The following is a 21,277-nucleotide window of genomic DNA, read 5'->3' as shown; positions in this document are numbered from 1 at the left end:
CGGAACGGAAACGGCACCGCGGGAACGAATTACGTATCTCAGGCATCCTGAATCCGCGCGAACGGTCGAGCCGCCTCGAGTTCGAAGGCCAACTCGAGGAGGGTGCGTTCCTGGCCGAGGTCGGCAGCGAAGTGGATGCCGACGGGCATGCCCGATTCCGTCTGTCCCAGCGGCAGACTGATCGCCGGGGTGCCCGCGGTGTTGTTGGCCGGGGTGAAGGCGATGAACCGGGTCAGCCGGCCCATCGCCTCGTCGAAGTCGAGTGCGGGATCGAGGTACCCGATCTCCGGGGTCGCGTGGACGACGGTCGGGTTGAGGACCACGTCGAAGGTGTCATGCAGTCCGCGGATCGCCGCCGTGGACCTCCGCAGCCCGCGGACCGCCCCGGGCAGCCGGTAGAAGTGCCGGAGCGCGCTACGCGAGAGCCCACGGGTGAACGAGTCCACCTGGGAACGGTCGAAGCCCTTGTCGACCACCCGTTTTCCGAATCGGTCCAGCGCCAGGGCCAGCAGTGACCAGTAGTCGATGAAGTCCCGGACGTAGTCGCGATCGACCGGCAACGGCACCATCTCGGTGCGATGTCCGAGGGACTCGACCAGCTCGGCGGCCTCGGTGACACACCGTTGTGTGTCCCGGTCGAGCAGCGAGCCGGTCAGCGGCTCGGTGATCAGCGCGATCTTGAGCCGTTTGGTCCCCGGCCCCTCGACCAGCCCGACCGGCGGCATCCCGGGCGCGGGCCGGAAACCCTGTGTGTCGGCGAGGAATCGGGCGGTGTCGCGCACCGATCGGCTGACGATCCCGTTCGACACGAGGTCAATCGGCGCGTCCCGTGTCTCTTTCGACGCCTCGACGCGCCCGCGACTCGGCTTCAGTCCGACCAGCCCACAGATGGCGGCGGGGATGCGAATCGATCCGCCACCGTCGTTGGCGTGGGCGATCGGCAGTGCACCGGCCGCGACGAGCGCCGCGGAACCACCGGACGAGCCGCCCGACGAGTAGTCGGTGTCCCACGGGTTGCGGGTCGGCTCGCGGTCGACGAACTCCGTCGTCGAGGTCAGCCCGAAGGCCGGCATCGTCGACGCGCCGACCACATTGACGCCGCTCGCCAGGAACTGATTGGTGAACGCCTCGTTGGCCTTCGCCGGTCGTTGGGGCACCGCAGCCGAACCGTGACAGGTCGGCAGCCCCGCGAGGTCGGTGTTGTTCTTGATGATCGACGGCACCCCGATGAACGATCCCAGCGGGAAGTCGTTGTCGACCGCGCGTTTGCGCGCACGCTCGCGATCGTCGAAGGCGATGGCGTTGAGGTGCGGGTTGACGGCATCGATCCGCGCGATCGCGGCCTCGACCGCCTCGGAAGCGGAGATCTCTCCGGATGCGATGGCCTGGGCGACGCCGACCGCGTCGTGCTCGCCGAGTGCGTCGTCGGTGAACGCGTGAACGTGTTTCATTCCCGGGACCCTATCGTCTCGGCCTACCTTCTCGGCGCAGCTCCGATCATCGACAAGACGTCATCGACCAGGCCGGCGGCATGATCGGCGTCGAGCTCGAGTCCGAAGACCGCATGGTGATACAGCGGGGCGATCACGTGGTCGAGCACCTGTCGGACCGACGGCGTGGGTTCGCCGCGGTCCCGCGCCCGCGCGATCATCTGTTCGGCGTGCCCACGCCGGATCTCCCAGCAGGGGCAGACCTCGACGATGTCCTCGCGCGCGGCGACCATGGCCCGAAGGTAGGCGCGGCGCTTCGGGCGTGCGATGTCGGCGGCGATGATCTGCGCCCACTCGGACAGGTCCTCGGCGAGAGTGCCGGTGTCGGGCAGGGGTTCGCCCTGCGTCAACGCCGCAACGGCGACCTCCCCGAGAAGCGCGTCGATCGTTCCCCAGCGTCGATAGATGCTGGTCGGATTCACCCCGGCGAGTTCGGCGACCTCGGGGATCGTCATCGTCTCGCGGCGTCCGGCCCCGACGAGCTGACCGACTGCCGTGTAGACCGCCGATTGCACGCGCGCGCTACGACCACCTGGACGACGGGTCGGCGAGGCGGGAGCACCAGAAATCGGGCTGTCGGGGGTGCGGGCCGTCATGGAAGCCATTATTGCAAAGCTGATTGCTTTTGGAACGCAGTCCGGGCTAGTTTCTGAATGCAAACCTGTTTGCTTTAAGGAGACCTCGTGGCGCCACTGCACCCACATCGCGCGTTCTGGCTGATCGCGGCGACGTACATGATGGTCCTGTTCGCGTCCGCGGCACCGTCGCCGCTGTACCCCGTGTATCAGGAACTGTGGGGATTCTCCGCGCTCACACTGACGCTCGTGTTCGCGGTGTACGTGGTGACCATGCTGGTGAGCCTCCTGACGGTCGGGTCTCTGTCCGATCATGTCGGCCGGCGGCCTGTCCTCGCCGTCGCGCTCGTCCTGCTCATCGCGAGCATGGTGCTGTTCGTCGTAGCCGAGGACGTCGGCACCCTACTCGCCGCGCGCGCCCTGCAAGGCCTGGCCACCGGCGCGGCGATGGGCACCTTGACCGCGACGACGGTCGATCTGCAGCCCTCGGCCCGTGCCGGATCGACGATCGTCGGCGCAGCCCCGGCGGTCGGCCTGGCGAGCGGCGTCGCCGTGGCCGGGGTGCTCGTCGAGTACGCACCCGCACCCCGCGTGCTGATCTACGAGATCATCCTCGGCCTGTTCGCCGCACTGCTGATCGCACTTCTCGTCGTCCCGGAGACCCGCGAGCGAATCGGCTTCGATTCTCGACGGCACCTGGCCGGCACGCTCGCGCCGCAGGTGCGCGTGCCTCGCGAGGTCCGCACGGTGTTCCTGGCGTCAGTTCCCGCGCTCGTCGCCACCTGGTCGCTCGGCGGCCTGTATCTCTCGCTCGGGTCGTCGGTGGTCTCCCGTGTGTTCGGTGTGGGCAACCACGGCGCGGCGGGCGCGATCCTGTTCGTCTTCTTCGCCTGCGCGGCCGTCACGTCCCTGTTCATCACCGATCGCTCGTCGACGATCAAGGCTGCGTACGGATTTCCCGCACTCGCCGCCGGCGTGGTGATCTCACTGGCCGGGGTCCTCATCGAATCCCTGCCCTTCTACATCGTCGGTTCGATCGTGGCCGGCTCGGGCTGGGCCGCCACCTTCCTCTCCGCGATGGACAACATCACCGCCGCGACACCTCCCGCGATGCGCGGTCAGGTCTTCTCGTCGGTGTTCGTGGCGAGCTACCTCGCATTCAGCGTCCCGGCCGTGATCGCCGGGATCGTCGTCTCGCACATCGGTTTGCGCGACACCATCATCGGCTACGTCGGTTACGTTCTCGCGATGGTGATGATTGCGGCGGTATTCGCGGTGACAGTGCGCCGCCGGGCAGCATCCGCAGCCCGGAACGCAGTCGAAGTCTCTCCGTCGCAACCGGAACCGGCATGCAGGGGCTGAGTCACCCGCCGACGGGCGGTCGCCATCCCACCATCCGCGTGGCCAGCTCCGCGTAGAAGCCCCCCATCTCCTCGGGCGAGAGTGACCCCCCGTCGCGATACCAGCGCGCGACATCGATCCCCATGGACAGCATCGCGTTGGTGGTGGCGAGCGAGTCAGCGACATCGAAGTCCCCGCATGCGATCCCGGCTTCGATGATCTCGCGCACCCGTCTGGTGATCTCGCGACGCATGGCCATCACCGTGTCCAGATGGTCGGGCGCGAGGGCGTTGAGTTCGTAGTTCACCACCCGACCCCCCACGTGCTCGCGCGCGTGGTGCTCGGTGAAGGCGTGGAAGATCGCCCGCAGCCGGTCGCCGGGGGACGCCGACGGATCGTCGGCGTCGTCGATCGCCGCGAGAATCGCGCGATGCCCGGCGTCGGAGATCTCGAACAGCAGCTCCTCCTTGGAGCGGAAGTGCACGTAGACCGCCGCCGAACTCATCTGCGCGCCGTTGGCGATGTCTCTCGTGGTCGTCCCGTTGAACCCCTTGGCGGCGAACGCCTCGACGGCGGCGCGCAGGAGCCGGGCCCGGGCGGCCACGGGCCGGACTTCGGGCGTCGGATCGGCAGACGGGCCCACGGTCACCTTCTCGGAACGGTCGGACTGGTCATCGCGACGAGCCCGTGATTGACAGCATCCAGCCCGCGCGGCATAGTGCAACCTATCACTAAGCAAGCGCTTAGTCATTCGTGGCTCGGTTGGGTTTCCCCAGCTTGGGTGCACACGGCAGAGGTCCCCAGTTCGACCACACCGCCCGGGGTACGGACACCCTCGACAGGAGTAGAGAAGAACCCATGCAGCTGAAATTCAGTCCTGAAGAAGAGGCCTTCCGCGAGGAGTTGCGCAGCATCTTCGCCAAGGTCCCCGAAGACGTCCGCAAGCGGTGCGAAGAGGGCAAGCTCCAGTACCCCGAGGACCTCGTCACCACGACGCGCATCCTCAACGAGCACGGTGTGGCCACCCCCAGCTGGCCGGTGGAGCACGGCGGCAAGGACTGGACCCCGATCCAGCATCACATCTACCGCGAGGAGATGAGCCTCGCGTTCGTCCCCGACATGCTGCCGTTCAACGTCGGCATGATCGGCCCGGTCATCGCCCAGTTCGGTTCCGACGAGATGAAGGAACGCTTCCTGGCCAAGACCGCCAACCTCGACATCTGGTGGTGCCAGGGCTTCTCCGAGCCAGAGGCCGGCTCCGACCTCGCCTCGCTGAAGACCCGCGCGGTCCGCGACGGCGACGACTACGTGATCAACGGACAGAAGACCTGGACCACACTCGGACAGTTCGCCGACTGGATCTTCTGCCTCGCGCGTACCAACCCCGATGTCAAGAAGCAGGCCGGCATCAGCATGTTCCTGTTCCCGATGGACACGCCGGGCGTCGAGATCCGCCCGATCCAGCTCATCGACGGCAGCTACGAGGTCAACGAGGTCTTCTTCAACGACGTCCGCGTGCCCGCCGAGAACATGGTCGGCGAGGAGAACAGCGGCTGGACCCAGGCGAAGTTCCTGCTCGGCAACGAGCGCAACGGCATCGCCCGCGTCGGTTACACCAAGGCCAAGCTCGCCCGCGCCAAGGAACTCGCCAAGCAGACCCGGACCGCCAAGGGCACCCTCCTCGACGATCCGCTGTTCGCCGCCCGCCTGGCCGAGGTCGAGAACGAACTGCTCGCCCTCGAGCTCACCCAGCTGCGCGTCGCCGCCTCGTCGGCCGACGGCAAGCCGAACCCGGCATCGTCGCTGCTCAAGCTGACCGGCAGCCAGTTGCAGCAGGCCGCCATGGAACTCCTCGCCGACATCGCGGGCCCCGACTCGCTCCCGGTCGCCCAGCTCGACGCCTCGGCTCCGAATGGCAGCGCCGAGGTGAGCGCCCCCGAATGGGCCCAGCTCGCCGCCCCGACCTACCTCAACTACCGCAAGGTCACGATCTACGGCGGGTCGTCGGAGGTCCAGCGCCAGATCATCGACAAGGCTGTCCTCGGCCTCTGAGCGCCGACCCCGCACCTTTCGACCTTTCACTAAGGAACACCATGGATTTCGAGCTTTCCGAAGAGCAGGGGATGCTGCGCGACACCGTTCGCGAGGTCCTCACCAAGACCTACGACGTCGAGACGCTGCGCAAGGTCACCGACACCGATCTCGGCTGGAGCGAGAAGGTGTGGAAGTCGCTGGCCGAGATCGGCATCCTCGGCCTCACCTTCCCGGAGGACGAGGGCGGCATGGACGCCGGCCCCGTCGAATTCACCAGTGTCATGACCGAACTCGGCCGCGCACTGGCACCTGAGCCCTACCTCGACTCGGTCCTCGTCCCCGGCTCGCTCCTCGGCCTCGCCGACGACGCGACCCGCGCCGAGCTGCGGACCGCGCTGGCGTCGGGCGAACTGCTGATGGCCTTCGCCCACACCGAGCCGGGCGACCGCTGGCCGGAGGCGCGGGTGGAGACCACCGCGTCGGCCGACGGCGTCCTCAAAGGCACCAAGAGCCTTGTCGGACATGGCGATTGCGCTGCGAAGCTGATCGTGTCGGCGCGCGACGACAACGGCGTCGGCCTCTACCTCGTCGACGCCGATGCCCAGGGCATCACCCGGACGCCGTACCGGACGCACGACCGCCGTCGCGGCGCGCAGATCGAGTTCAGCGACGTCAAGGCGACGCGACTGGGCACCGGCGACGCGTCGCAGACCATCGCCGACGCCGAGGTCGGCATCCAGACCGCACTGTGCGCCGAGGCCGTCGGCGCGATGGAGCGGAGCCTGGACCTGACCGTCGAATACCTCAAGTCGCGCAAGCAGTTCGGCGTCACGCTGTCGGCCTTCCAGGCACTGACCCACCGTGCCGCCGACATGTACGTCCAGCTCGAACTCGCTCGCAGCCTGAGCCTCTACGCGACGTCGGCGCTGGCGGATGGGATCGCCGATCCCATCATCGCGTCGCGGGCCAAGCTGCAGATCTGCCGCTCGGCGCGCCTGATCGGTCAGGAAGCGATCCAGATGCACGGCGGTATCGGTATGACCGCCGAGTACCCGATCGCCCATTACGTGAGCCGTCTGACGGCGATCAGCCACACCCTGGGCGACGCGTCGGACCATGTGACCCGCCTGGCGGAGAACATCGACACCTACGACATGCTCAGCGTCGGCTGATACCGGCTACTGTCCTTCAGCGAAGGCCCTGCGCGTTCTCGCGCGCAGGCCTTCGCTGAAGTCCTTTCGGGCGGCAGCCCGCTCGAGGTGTTGCAGTCGGGCGGCAGCCCGCTGATGTCGATGCGAGGCGAGAGGGAGCCGGATGGAACTGCTGCGGGACAACCTGGCCGCGGGGGCATCGTTCAGCCTGGTGGGGATCGCCGTGCTCGTCCTCGGCTTCGCCGCCCTCGACCTGGTGACACCGGGCCGGCTGCGGCAGCTGGTGTGGATCGAGCACAACCGCAACGCGGTGCTGCTGACCACATCGATGGTCATCGGCCTCGCGATCGTGCTGGTCTGTTCGGTCATCGACACCGAACTCCTGGAACTGTGGCGCGCGCTGCTCTACACCGTCGCGTACACGGTCTTGGCGATCGCGGTGATGATGTGGTCGTTCGTGCTGATCGACTGGCTCACACCCGGGAAGCTCGGCACGCTGCTCTTCGACGGCGCGCCGCGCAGTGACGAGACCCCCGACGACGCCGTGACCACCGGCCGCCGGGCCGCCGACGAACACCCCGCCGGGTGGATCACCGCCGCCGTCTTCCTGGCCATCGGTGCCGTCATCGGGATCACCCTGCTGGTCTGAGTTCGGCGCGACATCGCTGGTCCACGCGTTTTCCGGGGTTGACTCGGGCACCCGAACATGCTTATTGACCCTCGGCCAACAAGCACATAGGGTGAGCGACCATGACCGCAGCACTCATCGAGGAATCCATCGACATCGACGCCACGCCCGAACAGGTGTGGTCGGTGATCTCCGATCTGAAGCGCATGGGCGAGTGGAGCCCCCAGTGCAAGAAGATGATCATCCGCGGCGGCACCGTCGGGTTGGGGACCAAGACCATCAACATCAACCGCCGGGGCCCGCTGGTGTGGCCGACCACCTCCAAGGTCGTCCGGTTCACCCCGAACCAGGAACTCGGCTTCCGGGTCGCGGAGAACCACACCATCTGGAGCTACACCATCACCCCGAAGGACGCCGGGGTCACGGTCACCGAGCGGCGCGAGGTCAACGGGTCGACCACCAAGGTGTCGTCGGTACTCGTCGACAAGCTCTTCGGCGGCGCCGAGTCGTTCGAAGAGGAGCTCAAGCTCGGGATGGCCGAGACGCTGGGCAAGATCAAGCGCGCCGCCGAGTCCAACTGACCCTTCGAGACGCTCGCAAGCTCGCTCCTCAGGGAGCGGGGAGACGCTCGCAAGCTCGCTCCTCAGGGAGCGGGGAGACGCTCGCCCCCTGCTCCCTGAGGAGGCCGGAGCTTGCGGAGGCCGTCACGAAGGGTCTCGCAGCCCGGTCGAAGGACCCTTCGTGACGCGCCCTCCGCAAGCTCCGGGCGCTCTCAGGGAGCAGAGGGTGGTGCTTCTTTCCGATCCAGGCGCGGGGATCAGGCTCCGCCGAGCTTGCCGATGAGCTCGGGGAGATCGGCGACCGAGTCGATGATGTGGTCGGGGTAGGGCCCGAACTCGTCACGCTGCAGCGCATGCAGCGCCTCCTCGCGGAACTTGCCGGTGCGGACCAGCACGCCGATCAGCGCCGCCGCCTGGGCACCGAGAACGTCATTGTGCATGTCGTCGCCGACCATCACCACCTGGGTCGGCTCCAGACCGAGGACCTCGGTGGCCGCCCGGAAACCGACCGGCGAGGGCTTGCCGATCGCCTTGATCTTTGCGCCCGAAGCCTTTTCGAGACCCTCGAGGTACACCCCGGTGTCGATGCTCAAGCCGTCCGCCGTCGACCAGGTCATGGACCGGTGCATCGCGATCACCGGAATCCCGTCGAGCATCATCTCCAGGACCTTGGACAGCGTGGCGTGCGTGAAGACCGAACCGGCACCGCCGAGTACCACCACCTCGGCCGACGCCGGGTCGTCGGTCAACTCCACGCCGGTCATGTCCTCGGCGATCGGGCCCTGGTTGAGCACCCACACGCGCTTGCCCGGATAGGTGGCGGCGACGTGTTCGGCGGTCAGCTTGGCGGCCGACAGGATCTCGTCCGGCTTCACCTCGAAACCGCATTCGTTGAGCGCCTCGGCGATCTCGCCACGCGAGCGGGACGTCGTGTTGGTCAAGAACATCCGCGGGATGCCCTGGTCGGCGAGATCGGCGATCGCCTCGACCGCGCCGGGCAGCGCCTGCCACGAGGTGACCATCACCCCGTCGATGTCGAACAGCAGACCCAGCGCCATGCGCACGAATGTAGTCCTCGCCCAGCGGCGTCGCAGGACGGCCCGGTCACCTGCCGGGACGACGCCATGGTCTCCGTCGACACCTGGCATGCTGAGCGGATGCGTACCGTCGTAGAGCATCAGCGCATCGTCGCGGCGTTGTTCGGCCCCGCCGAACCGTCGGAGGTCGCCGTGCCGGAATCGCTCGGCTTCGCCACGTTCACCGACGTGGACGCCCCGCTGTCGCTGCCCGGCTTCGACAACTCCGCGATGGACGGATTCGCGGTCCGCGCAGACGATCTCGCGGACGCGAGCGCCGACGAGCCGGTCACCCTGCCGGTCGCCGCGGACATCCCCGCCGGCCGTACCGACGACCTCACTCTCGAGCCGGGCACCGCGCACCGCATCATGACCGGCGCCCCGATGCCCGCGGGCGCCGACGCGGTCGTCCCGGTCGAACTGACCGACGCCGTGGTGGGCCCGGTGGCCGCGGCGCCGACCGTCACGTTCACCGCAGCACCCGAGCGCGGCAGGCACATCCGGCGCGGCGGCTCCGACATCGAGGCCGGCACCCGGGCGCTGCCGGCCGGCACGGTGATCGGCGCACCGCAGATCGGCCTGCTCGCCGCACTGGGCCTCGCCGAGATCACCGTCGCCCGGCGGCTGCGGGTCGTCGTGCTGTCCACCGGTTCTGAACTCGTCGAACCCGGAAAACCGTTGCGCCACGGGCAGATCTACGAGTCGAACGGCGCGATGCTGACCGCCGCGGTCATCGAGGCCGGCGCGGCCGGCCGTCACCTGCACTTCGTGCCCGACAACACCGCGGACTTCGCCGCGCGGCTCGACGAGGTCGCCGACGACGCCGATCTGATCATCACCTCGGGCGGTGTCAGCGCCGGCGCCTTCGAGGTGGTCAAGGACGCACTGTCGGCGACCGGGACCGTCGAGTTCGTGAAGGTTGCGATGCAGCCGGGCATGCCCCAGGGGTGCGGCCACTTCCCCTCCTCCCGCGGCCGGCGCGTGCCGATCATCACGCTGCCGGGAAATCCCGTCAGTGCACTCGTGTCCTTCGAGGTCTTCATCCGGCCCGCGCTGCGGGCCGCGATGGCACTGCCCGCCGACCGGGAACGAATCCGAGCTCGTCTCGGTGCCGACATCCGCTCACCCCGCGGCAAACGACAGTTCCTGCGGGGCGTGCTCGACGCCGGGCCTCGCGACGGGGTGGTCGGGGTGGACCCGATCGGCCCGCCGGCGTCCCATCACCTGCGCTACCTCGCCGAGGCCGACGCGCTCATCGACGTCCCCGCCGACGTCGAGGCGGTCGAGGCGGGCACCCTGGTGGACGTGCTGGTCCTGCGCTGACGACGAGGTCTCCGGGCGCGGCGCTCTAGAGTGGACGCCGATGCACCCGGCGATGCGGTGCGCACCATTTATCCGGCCTGGACACAGGCCAGAGGAGGTTGATCGTGGCCCGACGTCCGCGTCCGGACGGCTCCGGTGACACCGGCCGTGTCGCCCATTTTCTCGATCTGGCCCGAGAGACCATCCCTCCGATCCATCCGGCGGGTGTGCCGTTCGTCGCCGCGCCTGCAGCCGTCGCGCTCCTCGGGCGTCGACACCGCTGGATCGCCCGACCGGCCACGCTGACCGCCGCCGCGTGCGCAGCCTTCTTCCGGCATCCGAAGCGGGTCACCCCGACCGAACCCGGCGTGGTGGTCGCCCCCGCGGACGGGACCATCGCCCTGGTCGACGAGGCTGTCCCGCCCGCCGAGTCCGGCCTGGGCACACAGCCGCTGCCCCGGGTCTCGACCTTCCTGTCGATCTTCGACGTCCACGTGCAGCGCGTGCCGATCGCGGGCACGGTGACCACTGTGACCCACACGCCCGGCGCGTTCGTCTCCGCCGACCTCCCCGAGGCCAGCCGCGACAACGAGCGCACCACGATGACCATCCGCACCACCGCCGCAGGCGGCACGCCCGGCCCTGAGCTGGCGGTCGTGCAGATCGCCGGTCTCGTCGCCCGTCGGATCGTGTGCGAGCCGTCGGTCGGGGACTCGCTGACGATCGGCGAGACCTACGGGCTCATCCGATTCGGATCGCGCGTCGACGTCTACTTCCCGGCCGGCACCCGGCCCCGCGTCTCGGTCGGCCAGCGCGCGGTCGGCGGCGAGACCCCGTTCGCGTACCTGGATCAGTGAACTCCGGCCCGGTGAACCCGACCGACATGACCTCACCCGGCACGAACCCCGGCCGGCGACGCCCCGGCTCGCGCACCGCGCGCAACCCGACCGCGCGCTCGGCCAGCCGGCACGCACAGACACATCCGGTTCCGCGGGAGCCGGAGCGCCGGCGTCTGCGGCGCCAGGCACAGGCCAGCCGCATCGTCATCCCGTCGTCGCTGACGATCCTCGCGATCTGCGCGGGCCTGACGGCCATGCGGTCAGCGATCAACGGCGACGTCGACACCGCGATGGCTCTCCTGGTCGCGGCCGCGTTCCTCGACGGCATCGACGGTCGGGTCGCACGCCTGATGGGAGCCACGAGCCGGATCGGCGCCGAGATCGACTCGCTGGCCGACGCGATCAACTTCGGTGTGGTCCCGGCGATGATCATCTACTTCTATTTCATCGACGGGCATGACCTCGGCTGGGTGCTCGCGCTGATCTACTGCTGCGCCATCGTCCTGCGCCTCGCGAGGTTCAACACCCTGCTCGACGACGACGAGGCACCCGCGTACACCAAGGATTTCTTCGTCGGTGTCCCCGCGCCCGCCGCGGCGATCTGCGCGCTCCTGCCCATCGGGCTGGAACAACAGTTCGGCGACGGGTGGTGGACGTCGCTGCCGGCCGTCGGCGGGTGGCTGATCTTCGTCGCCTTCCTGGCCGTAAGTCGCGTCCCGACGTCCTCGCTGAAGACCGCATCGATCCCGGCTCGCGCGGTGACCGGCCTGCTGGTGCTGGTCGCCGCGGCCGCGGCACTGTTGGTGACCTTCCCGTACGTGCTGATGATGATCGCCATCGCCGGATACGTCCTGCACATCCCGTACGCGTGGCGCGCGCGCCGCTGGGTCGCCTCCCGGCCCGAGCACTGGGACGACAAACCGGCCGAGCGTCGTGCACAGCGCCGGGCGCTGCGGGCCACGTCACCTGGTGGCCGTCGTCGCAGGCCTGTCATCAACTCGCTGGGACGCCTGGGCCTGAACCGCCCCACCGGCCAAGGCGTCCCCGCGGCACGCACGACCGGCGAGACGACCGAAAGCGAGCCCGAATGACCACGCCCGCCTCCCTCACGCTGACCGCGCGTCACAACCCATCAGCGGCCGAGGCGCGACGCGGCATCATTCGGGTGCATCCCGAGGTGCTGACCGCATTGTCGCTGCGTGAATGGGACGCGGTGTCCATCACCGGCGCACGGGTCACGGCGGCCGTGGTGGCCGCGACCGAAGCCTCAGCGCCTACGGGTGTCGCTCTCCTCGACGAGATCGCGTTCTCCAACGCCGGTGTCCGGGAGAACTCGGCGGTCGTCCTCGCGCCGGTCGAGGTGCAGGGCGCGAGCCGGGTGGTGGTGAGCGGTTCGGCGCTGGCCACCCAGTCGATCACCGAATCGACGCTGCGGCGCGCACTGCTAGGCAAGGTCCTGTCCGTCGGTGACGCCGTGTCGCTCCTCCCCCGCGACCTCGGTCCCGAGCTCGCCGCCACCGAGGCCACGCGTGCGCTGGCCAGGTCGGTCGGGATCACCTGGACCACCGAGTTGCTCACCGTCACGGCAACCGAGCCCGGCCCGCCGGCGGGTGGCCGGGTGTCGGCGCCGGTCAGCGTGCAGACCAACACCGCCGTGCTGTGGTCGACCACCGCGGGCGAGGTGGCACCGCTGGGCGATCGGACCGGTCCCGGTTCACCCCGGATCCCCGGCGCCCTCGGCATGGTGTCGGAGTCCGACTCCCGCCCGCGGCCGGCCGCCGCGCCCAGCCCGGTCCGCGAGCCCGCCCGGGAGCCCGAGATCCCGGTCCGGCCGGTGTCGGAGCTGGTCGGCGTCGACTCCCAGATCACCAAGCTCACCGAGTGGCTCACCATCACCCTCGACGAGCCGGAGGTGCTGCGCACCCTCGGTGCGACACCGCGTCTCGGCGTCCTGGTCACCGGCCCGGCCGGCGGCGGCAAGGCGACCTTCGTCCGTTCGGTGTGCGCGTCGCGCACGCTGGTGACCATCGACGGCCCGACGGTCGGCGCGACGGAGGCCAACACCCGCCTGCGGACGGTCGCCGACGCGGTGGCCCGCACCCGGGCGGCCGCCGGGGTCCTGCTGATCACCGACGTCGACGCGCTGTTACCCGCCGAACCCGAGCCCGTCGCCGCACTGATCCTCGACGAACTGCGTTCCGGCATCGCCGACGGCCGCATCGCACTCATCGCGACCACCGCCGAACCGGTACGCCTCGACGCCCGGTTGCGCGACCCGTCGCTCTGCGACCGGGAACTGGTCATCGGCCTCCCCGACGCCGCGACCCGGGCGCGGTTGCTCTCGGCGATCCTGTCGAACGTCCCGACCGACGGCGACCTCGACCTCACGTCGGTCGCCTCGCGCACCCCCGGTTTCGTCGCCGGGGATCTCGCCGCGCTGGCCCGCGAGGCCGCGCTGCGCGCCGCGACGCGCGCGAGTGCCGAGAAGTCCGCGCCGTCGCTGCGCACCGAGGATCTCGTCGGCGCCCTCGACGTCATCCGGCCGGTGTCCCGCTCGGATTCCCCCGAAGTCGCGCTTGGCTCGATCACCCTCGCCGACGTCGGCGACATGGTCGAGACGAAACAGGCTCTGACCGAAGCGGTCCTGTGGCCGCTGCAGCACCCCGACACCTTCGCCCGGCTCGGCGTCGACCCGCCGCGTGGAGTGCTTCTGTTCGGCCCGCCGGGCTGCGGCAAGACCTTCGTCGTCCGCGCGCTCGCGGCGTCGGGTCAGTTGTCGGTGCACACGGTCAAGGGCGCCGAGCTGATGGACAAGTGGGTCGGGTCGTCGGAGAAGGCAGTGCGGGATCTGTTCGCCCGTGCCCGCGAGTCGGCGCCCTCGCTGATCTTCCTCGACGAGGTCGACGCGCTGGCACCGCGCCGCGGTCAGTCCACCGACTCCGGTGTCGGCGACCGGGTGGTCGCCGCGCTGCTGACCGAACTGGACGGCGTCGAACCGCTCCAGGACGTCGTGGTGCTCGGTGCGACGAACCGACCCGACCTCATCGACCCGGCGCTGCTGCGGCCCGGGCGGCTGGAACGGCTCGTCTTCGTGCCGCCGCCGGACGCCGACGCCCGCGGGGACATCCTGCGCGCCACCGGGCGCGACGTCCCGCTCGACGGAGTCGACCTCGATGAGTTGGCCGGCGACCTTGAGGGCTACTCGGCGGCCGACTGTTCGGCCCTGCTGCGCGAGGCCGCCCTGTCGGCGATGCGCCGGGACATCGACGCCGCCGCGGTGACCGTGGCCGACGTCGAGGAGGCCCGCAAGCGGGTTCGGCCGTCGCTCGATCCCGCGCAGGTCGCCGACCTCAAGGCTTACGCCGAGCGTCGGCTCGACTGAGCACCGCCGCGCTCCCCGCTGCGTCTGAATGAGTCCCGGAACACACCCGGAATAACCTCCGATAGTTGTTGGTTGCAACCATCACGACTTATAGTTGCATCAATCAACCAATCGGGTGCGCCACCGCGCGCGCCGTTTCGCCGCCCGCCCGTCTCCTCGTCGCGGGCAGCTCTCTTTCTCGGAGGTTTGCCATATGAGTGCACCGCGTCCGCGATGGCGCCGGCCGAAGAGGTGCCGATGACGCATCGTCAGAAGATCGAGGCCCTCATCGGCCTCCTGCTCGGCATGTTCGTCGCGTTCCTGTCGTCGACCGTGGTGTCCAACGCCCTGCCGACGATCATCACCGACCTGCACGGCACCCAGGACCAGTACACCTGGGTCATCACCGCGACCCTGCTCGCGTCCACCGCGACCACGCCCATCTGGGGCAAGTTCGCCGACCTGGTCAGCAAGAAACTCCTGGTGCAGGGCGCGCTGTTCCTGTTCACCCTGGGTTCGGTCCTCGCCGGGCTCTCCACCTCGGTCGACATGCTGATCGGCTTCCGCGTCATCCAGGGTCTGGGCCTCGGCGGCCTGCAGGCGCTGGTCGTGATCGTCGTCGCGACGATGTTCAGCCCGCGCGAACGCGGCCGCTACCAGGGCCCGATGGCCGCGGTGATGTCCGTCGCGACCGTCGCCGGTCCGCTCATCGGCGGCGTCATCGTCGACACCAGTTGGCTCGGCTGGCGCTGGACGTTCTACGTCTGCGTCCCGCTCGCCGTCATCGCCCTTCTCGTCATCCAGCGCACGCTGAACGTCCCGGTGGTCCGCAAGAAGGTCAGCATCGACTACCTCGGTGCCGCCCTCATCGCCTCGGGCGTCAGCACCCTGCTCATCTGGGTGACGCTGGCCGGTAAGAACTTCGACTGGGCCTCGCTGACCTCGTACGGTCTCGTCGCACTCGGTGTCGTGCTCCTCGCCCTGGCGATCTTCGTCGAGTCGAAGGTCTCCAGCCCGATCATCCCGCTGCACATCTTCCGCGACCGCACCACCACCCTGGCCACCCTCGCCAGCGTCGGCGTCGGCGTCGCGCTGTTCGGCGGTGCGGTCTTCCTCGGCCAGTACTTCCAGATCGCACGTGGCTACTCCCCCACCGCGGCCGGCCTGCTGACGCTGCCGATGGTCATCGGTTCGATGCTGTCGGCGACCGTGTCGGGCAACCTGATCACCCGGTACGGGCGGTGGAAGCGATTCCTCGTGGCCGGTGCCGCGATGATGACGATCGGCTTCGGACTGCTCGCGACCATCGACGCACACACGGACATGGTCGTGGTCGGCGTGTTCCTCTTCATCCTGGGCTGCGGCATGGGCATGACGATGCAGAACCTCGTGCTGGCGGTACAGAACAACGTCAGCCCGGACAACCTCGGTGCGGCGACCTCGACGGTCACCTTCTTCCGCTCACTCGGCGGCGCCGCGGGTGTGTCGGTGCTCGGCGCGGTCCTGTCCAACCACGTCACCGACCTCATCGCGAAGGGGCTCGGCGCGCTGGGCATCGGCGCCGGTGCGTCGAGCGGCGGCAGTGCCGGGCTGGCGAACCTGAACGAACTGCCCGCCCCGATCGCGGCCATCGTGCGCGGCGCGTACGGCGACGGCACCGCCCGGGTGTTCCTGGTCGCGGCGGTCATGGCGGCCCTGAGCTTCATCGCCATCGCGTTCATCAAGGAGGTTGCGCTGAAGACGATGAGCAGCGACGAGGAGCGCCGCGCGCAGGAGGCGGCGGTCGCCGACGTCGCCGTGCCCGCAGCCGTGGCACCGGCGGCGGTCGGTCCCGTCGCGGACGACGCCATCGCCGGCGAGACGCGGACGGGCGACGCCACCCGCGCCCGATGAACACCATCGCCGTCGGGGTCGATCTGAGTCCCGAATCCGAGGCGGCCGCTCACTGGGCGGCCGCTTCGGCCCGCGACAGGGACCGCCTGCTACTGATCCACGGATTCGCGGCAGCCGTTGCGCTGCAACCACTCAGCGAGTTCGAACTCGACTTCGACGTCACCGCCACGCGGCAGGCAGCGGCCGCCCACCTGACCGCGCTGGCCGGCCGTCTCGGCACCCGGCGTCCGGGCCTGCGCATCGAGACCGTCGTCGAACACGACTTCGCGATACCCCTGCTCACCAGGCTGTCGGGTCAGGTCGATCTGATGGTCCTCGGCCATCATCGACCCGGCCTCATCGAACGCCTCACCACCGGGAGCATCAGCTCCGCGCTCTCGGCCCGGTCGCGATGCCCGGTCGTGACGGTTCCGTACGGCAACCTCGCGACGGGCGGTCCGGTCGTCGCGGCCATCGATGCCGACGCCCCGTCCGACCTCGCGCTGTCGACCGCCTTCGAGTACGCCGATGCCACCGGCAACCCCGTGGCGATCGTGTGCGCGATCCCCGACGACGCCCCGCCCGCTCGGATCGAAGCGCTGTACGCGCGAGCCGACGCGCTGCTCGACCCCTGGCGCCGACGCTTCCCCGACCGCGACACGACGCTGCAGTTGGTGAACGGCAACCCGTCGAGGGCCGTCGGCGAGGCGGTTCCGCAGGCCTCGCTTCTGGTCGTGACCCGCCCCCGGGCCGGGAGCACCTTCACCGCCTGGGCGGGCTCGGTGGCACGCGCAGCGCAGCATCACACGCGGTGCCCGATAGCGATCGTGGACCACGGCCGCCCCGATCGGTACGACCGTCGATCGACAGGCTAGGGGTGCGACTACTCCACGTTGACCAGATAGAAGACCGACGACCCACCGCCCGCGGCCTGCGGGGACGCGCCGATCTGGACCCAGTAGGTCGAACCCTCCTTGGTCGCCGACAGCACGACGACCGATTGTCCACCCTCGGTCGAACGGTGCGATTCGACGTAACCGGCCTCGGTGAGCGTCTCGGTCGCGGCCTCGAGCTGATTGCCCGCGTTGGCCGGGCCCTGCACCGCGACCTCCCAACCGTCGGAGCGACTGCCGCTCGCCGAGAGCACGTGACCGTCGATGAGCGGGACCTGCGCGGCCGGGAAATCCGACGGCAACGGGACGCCGTCCGGTCCGGCCTGCTCCTCGTCCGCACAACCCACGACGAGGCCGAACACCAGCAGGACAGCGGCGATGCTGACGGCGGTACGCCGGAGCCAGTCGAACCGGAACATACGGGCAACGGTAAAGTAGCCACCGCGGGTGCTCGCCCGTGACACCCCGCCGGGAGAAAGACGGAGTGCCCTTTTGATCTCTGTATTGGCTGCGTTGGCAGTGTGCGCACTCGTCGCGCCCGCAGTCATCCATTGGATGGGTACCCGCGGTTTCTACGTTCTCGCACTGGCGCCCCTCGGCGCACTGATCTGGGTCGTGCTCAACTGGCCGCCGGCCGATGCGGCTGCCGCCCGCGTCGAGACGGTCAGCTGGGTCCCATCACTCCAGATGGACATCGCCACCCGCTTCGACACCCTGACCGCGATCCTGTCGGTGCTGATCCTCGGGGTCGGTGCGCTCGTCCTCTGCTACTGCGCCCACTACTTCGACGACGCCCGTCCCCGCGTCGCCGTGTTCGGCGGCGAGATGGTCGCGTTCGCCGCGGCCATGTTCGGCCTCGTCATCTCCGACAACATGCTGGTGCTGTATGTGTTCTGGGAGCTCACGACCGTGCTCTCGTTCATGCTGGTCGGCTTCTACGGGGTGCGCGCGACGGCTCGACGGTCCGCCACCCAGGCGCTGCTGGTCACCACGTTCGGCGGTCTGGCCATGCTCGTCGGCATCATCATGCTGGGCGAGCGGTCGGGCACCTACCTGCTGTCGGAGATCGTCTCGGCACCGCCGACCGGCGTCTACGTCGACATCGCGGTGGTCCTGCTGCTGATCGGCGCGCTCACCAAATCGGCCATCGTCCCGTTCCACTTCTGGCTGCCCGGCGCCATGGCCGCACCGACCCCGGTCAGCGCGTACCTGCACGCGGCCGCGATGGTCAAGGCCGGCATCTACCTCATCGCACGTCTCGCCCCCGCCTTCTCGGTGACGATCAGTTGGCAGATCGCCGTGGTGGGGCTCGGCCTGGTGACGATGGTGCTCGGCGGATGGCGCTCGCTGCGCGAGCTCGACCTCAAACTCATCCTCGCGTTCGGCACGGTGTCCCAGCTCGGCTTCATGGCCGTGCTGGTCGGCATCGGCGACGCGAACGTCGCCATGGCGGGCATCGCGATGCTCGTCGCGCACGCGCTGTTCAAAGCGTCGCTGTTCATGGTCGTCGGCATCATCGACCACTCCACCGGCACCCGCGATGTCCGCAAACTCGCCCGGCTCGGCCATCGTCTCCCGGGGCTGGCGATCACCGCCGCGGTCGCCGGGGCGAGCATGGCCGGCATCCCCGTCACCCTCGGATTCGTCGGCAAGGAAACAGCTTTCGCCTCGGTGTGGGAGACCGGGGCGTTCGTCTCGTGGCAGGCCCACGCCGTCGACATCATCCTGCTGGTCGGCTCGATCATCACCTGTGCCTACACGCTCCGCTTCCTGTGGGGCGCGTTCGGCCGCAAGGTGCGCAGCACCCCGAGTCCGGCGGTCGCCAAGATGCACCCGCCGAAGTGGCCCTTCTACTTCTCGCCCGTGGCGCTCGCCGCGGCCGGTGTGGCAGCCGGCGTGTTCAGCCCGCAGCTAGGCGCTCTCTTCGAGCCGTACGCCGAGACCCTCGACGGGTACGGGCACGAACTCGAGCATCTCGCGCTGTGGCACGGGTTCGGTCTGCCCGTCGTGTTCTCGATCATCGTCATCGTCGGCGGCGCCCTGCTGTTCCTCGGTATCCGCCGGGTCCGCGACCGCGTCTTCGGCTTCCGCCCGCTGGTGAACGCCGACCGCATCTACGACGCGACGCTGCGCGGAGCCGACACCCTGTCGCTGCTGCTGACGCGCAACACCCAGCGCGGGTCACTGCCGGTGACGCAGGGCGTCATCCTGTGCACCGCGATCCTGCTGCCGACCATCGTGCTGTTCGCCGGCGCTCGCGACCGACTGAACATCGACTACGACGCCAAGCCGGTCCAGCTGGTGATCGGCGGGTGCATCGTCGCCGCGTCGTTGGCCGCCGTGCTGCTGCGCAACCGCCTCGCCGCGACGCTCGTCGTCGGGATCACCGGTTACGGCTGCGCCATGCTGTTCGCGCTGTACGGAGCCCCCGACCTCGCGCTCACCCAGTTCCTCGTCGAGACGCTCACCCTGGTCATCTTCGTGCTGGTGCTGCGCAAGCTGCCCGCCGAACCGGAGAAGCGGCACGCCACCGGGTTCAAGCCGCTGCGCGCCCTCATCGGACTCGCCTTCGGCGCCATGCTGGTCCTGATCGGGTTGTTCGCGGCGTCCGCCCGCTCGACCGAACCGCTCCACGTCGACCTGCCCGAGGCCGCCTACGACTACGGTCACGGCGCCAACGCCGTCAACGTCCTGCTCGTCGACATCCGGGCCTGGGACACCCTCGGCGAGGTGTCGGTGCTCATCGCGGCCGCCACCGGCGTCGCATCGATGGTCTTCCGCAACCGCCGCTTCGGGGCGGCACCACGCGTGGCCGACGCCGCCCGGTTGCAGGCCGGCGACAACGGGGACGACAGCGACGACGACGATCACGTCCCACCGGACCGCACCACGTGGCTCCTCGGTTCCGGACTGCGCGACCCGCGCCACCGGTCGATGGTTCTCGAGGCCACGACGCGATTGCTGTTCCCGACGATGGTCGTGCTGTCGATCTACTTCTTCTACGCCGGCCACAATGCGCCGGGCGGTGGCTTCGCCGGCGGCCTGACGATGGGTCTCGCGCTCGTCCTCCGCTACCTGGCGGGCGGACGCTACGAACTCGGTGAGGCGCTGCCGATCGAGCCCGGCCGCATCCTGGGCGCCGGCCTGGCCGTCTCGGCGACCACGGCGATCGTCTCGATGTTCCTCGGCGCCCCCGCACTCTCGTCGGCGGTCTTCGAGGTCACCGTCCCGGTCCTCGGCGACATCAAGTTCGTGACCGCCCTGTTCTTCGACCTCGGCATCTACCTGATCGTCGTCGGGCTCGTCCTGGACGTGCTGCGAAGTCTCGGCGCGCGTCTCGATGTGGAGACCACGATCGCCCGCACCGCGGCGCGCATCGAGAACTCGCGTGGCGACACCGCGGCGGACGACGCCGCGAGCACCACCGGCGAGCAGGTGAGCCGATGACCACGAATCTCTCGCTGATGCTGGTCGTCGGCGCGATGGCGGCGTGCGGCGTGTACCTGCTGATGGAACGCAGTCTGGTCCGGATGCTCTTCGGGCTCCTGCTCGTCGGCAATGCGCTCAACCTGATGATCATCGTCGTGTCGGGCGGCATGGGGAACCCGCCGATCATGGGCCGGTCGTCGGAGAACCGGGCGTCCGACGCCGATCCCCTCGCGCAGGGCATGGTCCTGACCGCGATCGTGATCATGATGGGCGTCGCCGCGTTCGTCCTGGCGCTGGTCTACCGGCTGTTCGTGATCAATCGGGACGACGACGACGTCGAGGACGACGAGGAGGACGTCAAGATCTTGAGCGGATCGCTGGGGACGGCACCCGACCGCGATCGCAGCGACGATCCACTGACCCACTCCGACACCCCGACCGGCGATCACTTCGACGACAAGGGCAATCCGCTCACCGCGGAGGAGGCCGCCGCCCGGCACGCCGCGCTCTACGAGACCGACATCATGCCGACGGACTCCGACGTCGTCGACGAGATCGGCGGCGCGGAGGAGGAGCCCGATCCCGAGACCTCGGCTCAGACCGCCGCCCGCGAGGACGGGCCCGACGTGTACGGGCCGGGCGAACTCGGTCCCGACGAGGTGGGTCCCAAGTCGGCCGTCGCGCCTCCCGACGGGTCCGGCGAGGACGACGCCGACCCCGACGTCA

The 21,277-nt window shown here is 69.3% G+C and carries 17 protein-coding genes and 1 pseudogene; 13 read left to right on the top strand and 5 right to left on the bottom strand.

Going from position 1 to position 21,277, the window contains the following annotated elements:
* Positions 1-38 precede the first annotated feature (38 nt).
* Together MVF96_RS03290 and MVF96_RS03285 are read right to left on the bottom strand one after the other, a co-directional pair.
* Positions 39-1,451, bottom strand: a complete 1,413-nt coding sequence (locus MVF96_RS03290) for an amidase (RefSeq protein ID WP_247451206.1) — start codon at positions 1,449-1,451, stop codon at positions 39-41.
* A 23-nt stretch (positions 1,452-1,474) separates the two neighbouring features.
* Positions 1,475-2,086, bottom strand: coding sequence for a TetR/AcrR family transcriptional regulator (locus MVF96_RS03285; RefSeq protein ID WP_247451204.1), 612 nt, complete (start codon positions 2,084-2,086; stop codon positions 1,475-1,477).
* A gap of 87 nt (positions 2,087-2,173) precedes the next feature.
* On the opposite strand from MVF96_RS03285, the gene MVF96_RS03280 reads away from it, so the two are divergent.
* On the top strand, positions 2,174-3,427 hold the full coding sequence (locus tag MVF96_RS03280) for an MFS transporter (RefSeq protein ID WP_058251333.1): 1,254 nt from the start codon (positions 2,174-2,176) through the stop codon (positions 3,425-3,427).
* A gap of 1 nt (position 3,428) precedes the next feature.
* Here MVF96_RS03280 and MVF96_RS03275 read toward each other — a convergent pair whose 3' ends face one another.
* The gene (locus MVF96_RS03275; protein WP_058251334.1) at positions 3,429-4,055 is read right to left on the bottom strand and encodes a TetR/AcrR family transcriptional regulator; all 627 of its coding nucleotides are present in this window, start codon (positions 4,053-4,055) and stop codon (positions 3,429-3,431) included.
* A gap of 209 nt (positions 4,056-4,264) precedes the next feature.
* On the opposite strand from MVF96_RS03275, the gene MVF96_RS03270 reads away from it, so the two are divergent.
* The 4 genes from MVF96_RS03270 to MVF96_RS03255 all read left to right on the top strand — a co-directional run bounded on the left by MVF96_RS03270 (position 4,265) and on the right by MVF96_RS03255 (position 7,800).
* Positions 4,265-5,458 carry an acyl-CoA dehydrogenase family protein gene (locus MVF96_RS03270; protein WP_058251335.1) on the top strand — a complete coding sequence of 398 codons (1,194 nt, stop codon included), beginning with the start codon at positions 4,265-4,267 and terminating at the stop codon, positions 5,456-5,458.
* 41 nt (positions 5,459-5,499) lie between these two features.
* Entirely contained in the window at positions 5,500-6,612 is a 1,113-nt protein-coding gene (locus tag MVF96_RS03265; protein WP_058251336.1) for an acyl-CoA dehydrogenase family protein, read from the top strand.
* Between the two features lie 142 nt (positions 6,613-6,754).
* A complete protein-coding gene (locus MVF96_RS03260) occupies positions 6,755-7,240 on the top strand; it encodes a DUF350 domain-containing protein (RefSeq protein WP_058251337.1) in 486 nt (161 codons plus the stop codon).
* A 101-nt stretch (positions 7,241-7,341) separates the two neighbouring features.
* Positions 7,342-7,800, top strand: coding sequence for an SRPBCC family protein (locus MVF96_RS03255; protein WP_058251338.1), 459 nt, complete (start codon positions 7,342-7,344; stop codon positions 7,798-7,800).
* Between the two features lie 236 nt (positions 7,801-8,036).
* Here MVF96_RS03255 and MVF96_RS03250 read toward each other — a convergent pair whose 3' ends face one another.
* Positions 8,037-8,837, bottom strand: a complete 801-nt coding sequence (locus MVF96_RS03250) for an HAD-IIA family hydrolase (protein ID WP_058251339.1) — start codon at positions 8,835-8,837, stop codon at positions 8,037-8,039.
* Positions 8,838-8,936: 99 nt separating this feature from the next.
* On the opposite strand from MVF96_RS03250, the gene moeA reads away from it, so the two are divergent.
* From moeA to MVF96_RS03220, 6 genes are all read left to right on the top strand, one after another.
* Positions 8,937-10,178 carry a molybdopterin molybdotransferase MoeA gene (moeA, locus tag MVF96_RS03245; protein WP_058251429.1) on the top strand — a complete coding sequence of 414 codons (1,242 nt, stop codon included), beginning with the start codon at positions 8,937-8,939 and terminating at the stop codon, positions 10,176-10,178.
* 104 nt (positions 10,179-10,282) lie between these two features.
* Complete coding sequence (locus MVF96_RS03240; protein ID WP_058251340.1) at positions 10,283-11,014, top strand: phosphatidylserine decarboxylase; 732 nt, start codon at positions 10,283-10,285, stop codon at positions 11,012-11,014.
* Positions 11,015-11,040: 26 nt separating this feature from the next.
* Entirely contained in the window at positions 11,041-12,087 is a 1,047-nt protein-coding gene (locus MVF96_RS03235) for a CDP-alcohol phosphatidyltransferase family protein (protein WP_223258885.1), read from the top strand.
* Positions 12,084-14,378 carry an AAA family ATPase gene (locus MVF96_RS03230; protein ID WP_247451202.1) on the top strand — a complete coding sequence of 765 codons (2,295 nt, stop codon included), beginning with the start codon at positions 12,084-12,086 and terminating at the stop codon, positions 14,376-14,378. The genes MVF96_RS03235 and MVF96_RS03230 overlap by 4 nt, the downstream gene beginning before the upstream one ends.
* Positions 14,379-14,615: 237 nt before the next feature.
* Complete coding sequence (locus MVF96_RS03225; RefSeq protein ID WP_247451200.1) at positions 14,616-16,250, top strand: MDR family MFS transporter; 1,635 nt, start codon at positions 14,616-14,618, stop codon at positions 16,248-16,250.
* Entirely contained in the window at positions 16,247-17,104 is an 858-nt protein-coding gene (locus MVF96_RS03220) for a universal stress protein (protein ID WP_068970676.1), read from the top strand. Before MVF96_RS03225 ends, MVF96_RS03220 begins: the two co-directional genes overlap by 4 nt.
* Before the next feature lie 8 nt (positions 17,105-17,112).
* Here MVF96_RS03220 and MVF96_RS03215 read toward each other — a convergent pair whose 3' ends face one another.
* Positions 17,113-17,541, bottom strand: coding sequence for a hypothetical protein (locus MVF96_RS03215; RefSeq protein WP_058251345.1), 429 nt, complete (start codon positions 17,539-17,541; stop codon positions 17,113-17,115).
* A gap of 73 nt (positions 17,542-17,614) precedes the next feature.
* Between MVF96_RS03215 and MVF96_RS03210 the strand changes: the two genes are divergently transcribed.
* Together MVF96_RS03210 and MVF96_RS03205 are read left to right on the top strand one after the other, a co-directional pair.
* Positions 17,615-20,569, top strand: coding sequence for a Na+/H+ antiporter subunit A (locus MVF96_RS03210; RefSeq protein ID WP_247451198.1), 2,955 nt, complete (start codon positions 17,615-17,617; stop codon positions 20,567-20,569).
* Positions 20,566-21,177: pseudogene (locus MVF96_RS03205) on the top strand (Na(+)/H(+) antiporter subunit C); the annotation flags it as partial. The gene MVF96_RS03210 and the pseudogene MVF96_RS03205, both read left to right, overlap by 4 nt.
* Positions 21,178-21,277 lie beyond the last annotated feature (100 nt).

The sequence above is a fragment of the Gordonia hongkongensis genome, from assembly GCF_023078355.1.
GTDB lineage: Bacteria > Actinomycetota > Actinomycetes > Mycobacteriales > Mycobacteriaceae > Gordonia > Gordonia hongkongensis.
This window is presented reverse-complemented; position numbering and strand designations above follow the sequence as displayed.

Excerpts from the sequence above, each read along its gene's own strand:
- MVF96_RS03290 (WP_247451206.1), bottom strand. The coding sequence starts at position 1,451 with ATGAAACACGTTCACGCGTTCACCGACGACGCACTCGGCGAGCACGAC.
- MVF96_RS03285 (WP_247451204.1), bottom strand. The coding sequence starts at position 2,086 with ATGACGGCCCGCACCCCCGACAGCCCGATTTCTGGTGCTCCCGCCTCG.
- MVF96_RS03270 (WP_058251335.1), top strand. The coding sequence starts at position 4,265 with ATGCAGCTGAAATTCAGTCCTGAAGAAGAGGCCTTCCGCGAGGAGTTG.
- MVF96_RS03265 (WP_058251336.1), top strand. The coding sequence starts at position 5,500 with ATGGATTTCGAGCTTTCCGAAGAGCAGGGGATGCTGCGCGACACCGTT.
- MVF96_RS03260 (WP_058251337.1), top strand. The coding sequence starts at position 6,755 with ATGGAACTGCTGCGGGACAACCTGGCCGCGGGGGCATCGTTCAGCCTG.
- MVF96_RS03255 (WP_058251338.1), top strand. The coding sequence starts at position 7,342 with ATGACCGCAGCACTCATCGAGGAATCCATCGACATCGACGCCACGCCC.
- MVF96_RS03250 (WP_058251339.1), bottom strand. The coding sequence starts at position 8,837 with ATGGCGCTGGGTCTGCTGTTCGACATCGACGGGGTGATGGTCACCTCG.
- moeA (WP_058251429.1), top strand. The coding sequence starts at position 8,937 with ATGCGTACCGTCGTAGAGCATCAGCGCATCGTCGCGGCGTTGTTCGGC.
- MVF96_RS03235 (WP_223258885.1), top strand. The coding sequence starts at position 11,041 with ATGACCTCACCCGGCACGAACCCCGGCCGGCGACGCCCCGGCTCGCGC.
- MVF96_RS03230 (WP_247451202.1), top strand. The coding sequence starts at position 12,084 with ATGACCACGCCCGCCTCCCTCACGCTGACCGCGCGTCACAACCCATCA.
- MVF96_RS03225 (WP_247451200.1), top strand. The coding sequence starts at position 14,616 with ATGACGCATCGTCAGAAGATCGAGGCCCTCATCGGCCTCCTGCTCGGC.
- MVF96_RS03220 (WP_068970676.1), top strand. The coding sequence starts at position 16,247 with ATGAACACCATCGCCGTCGGGGTCGATCTGAGTCCCGAATCCGAGGCG.
- MVF96_RS03215 (WP_058251345.1), bottom strand. The coding sequence starts at position 17,541 with ATGTTCCGGTTCGACTGGCTCCGGCGTACCGCCGTCAGCATCGCCGCT.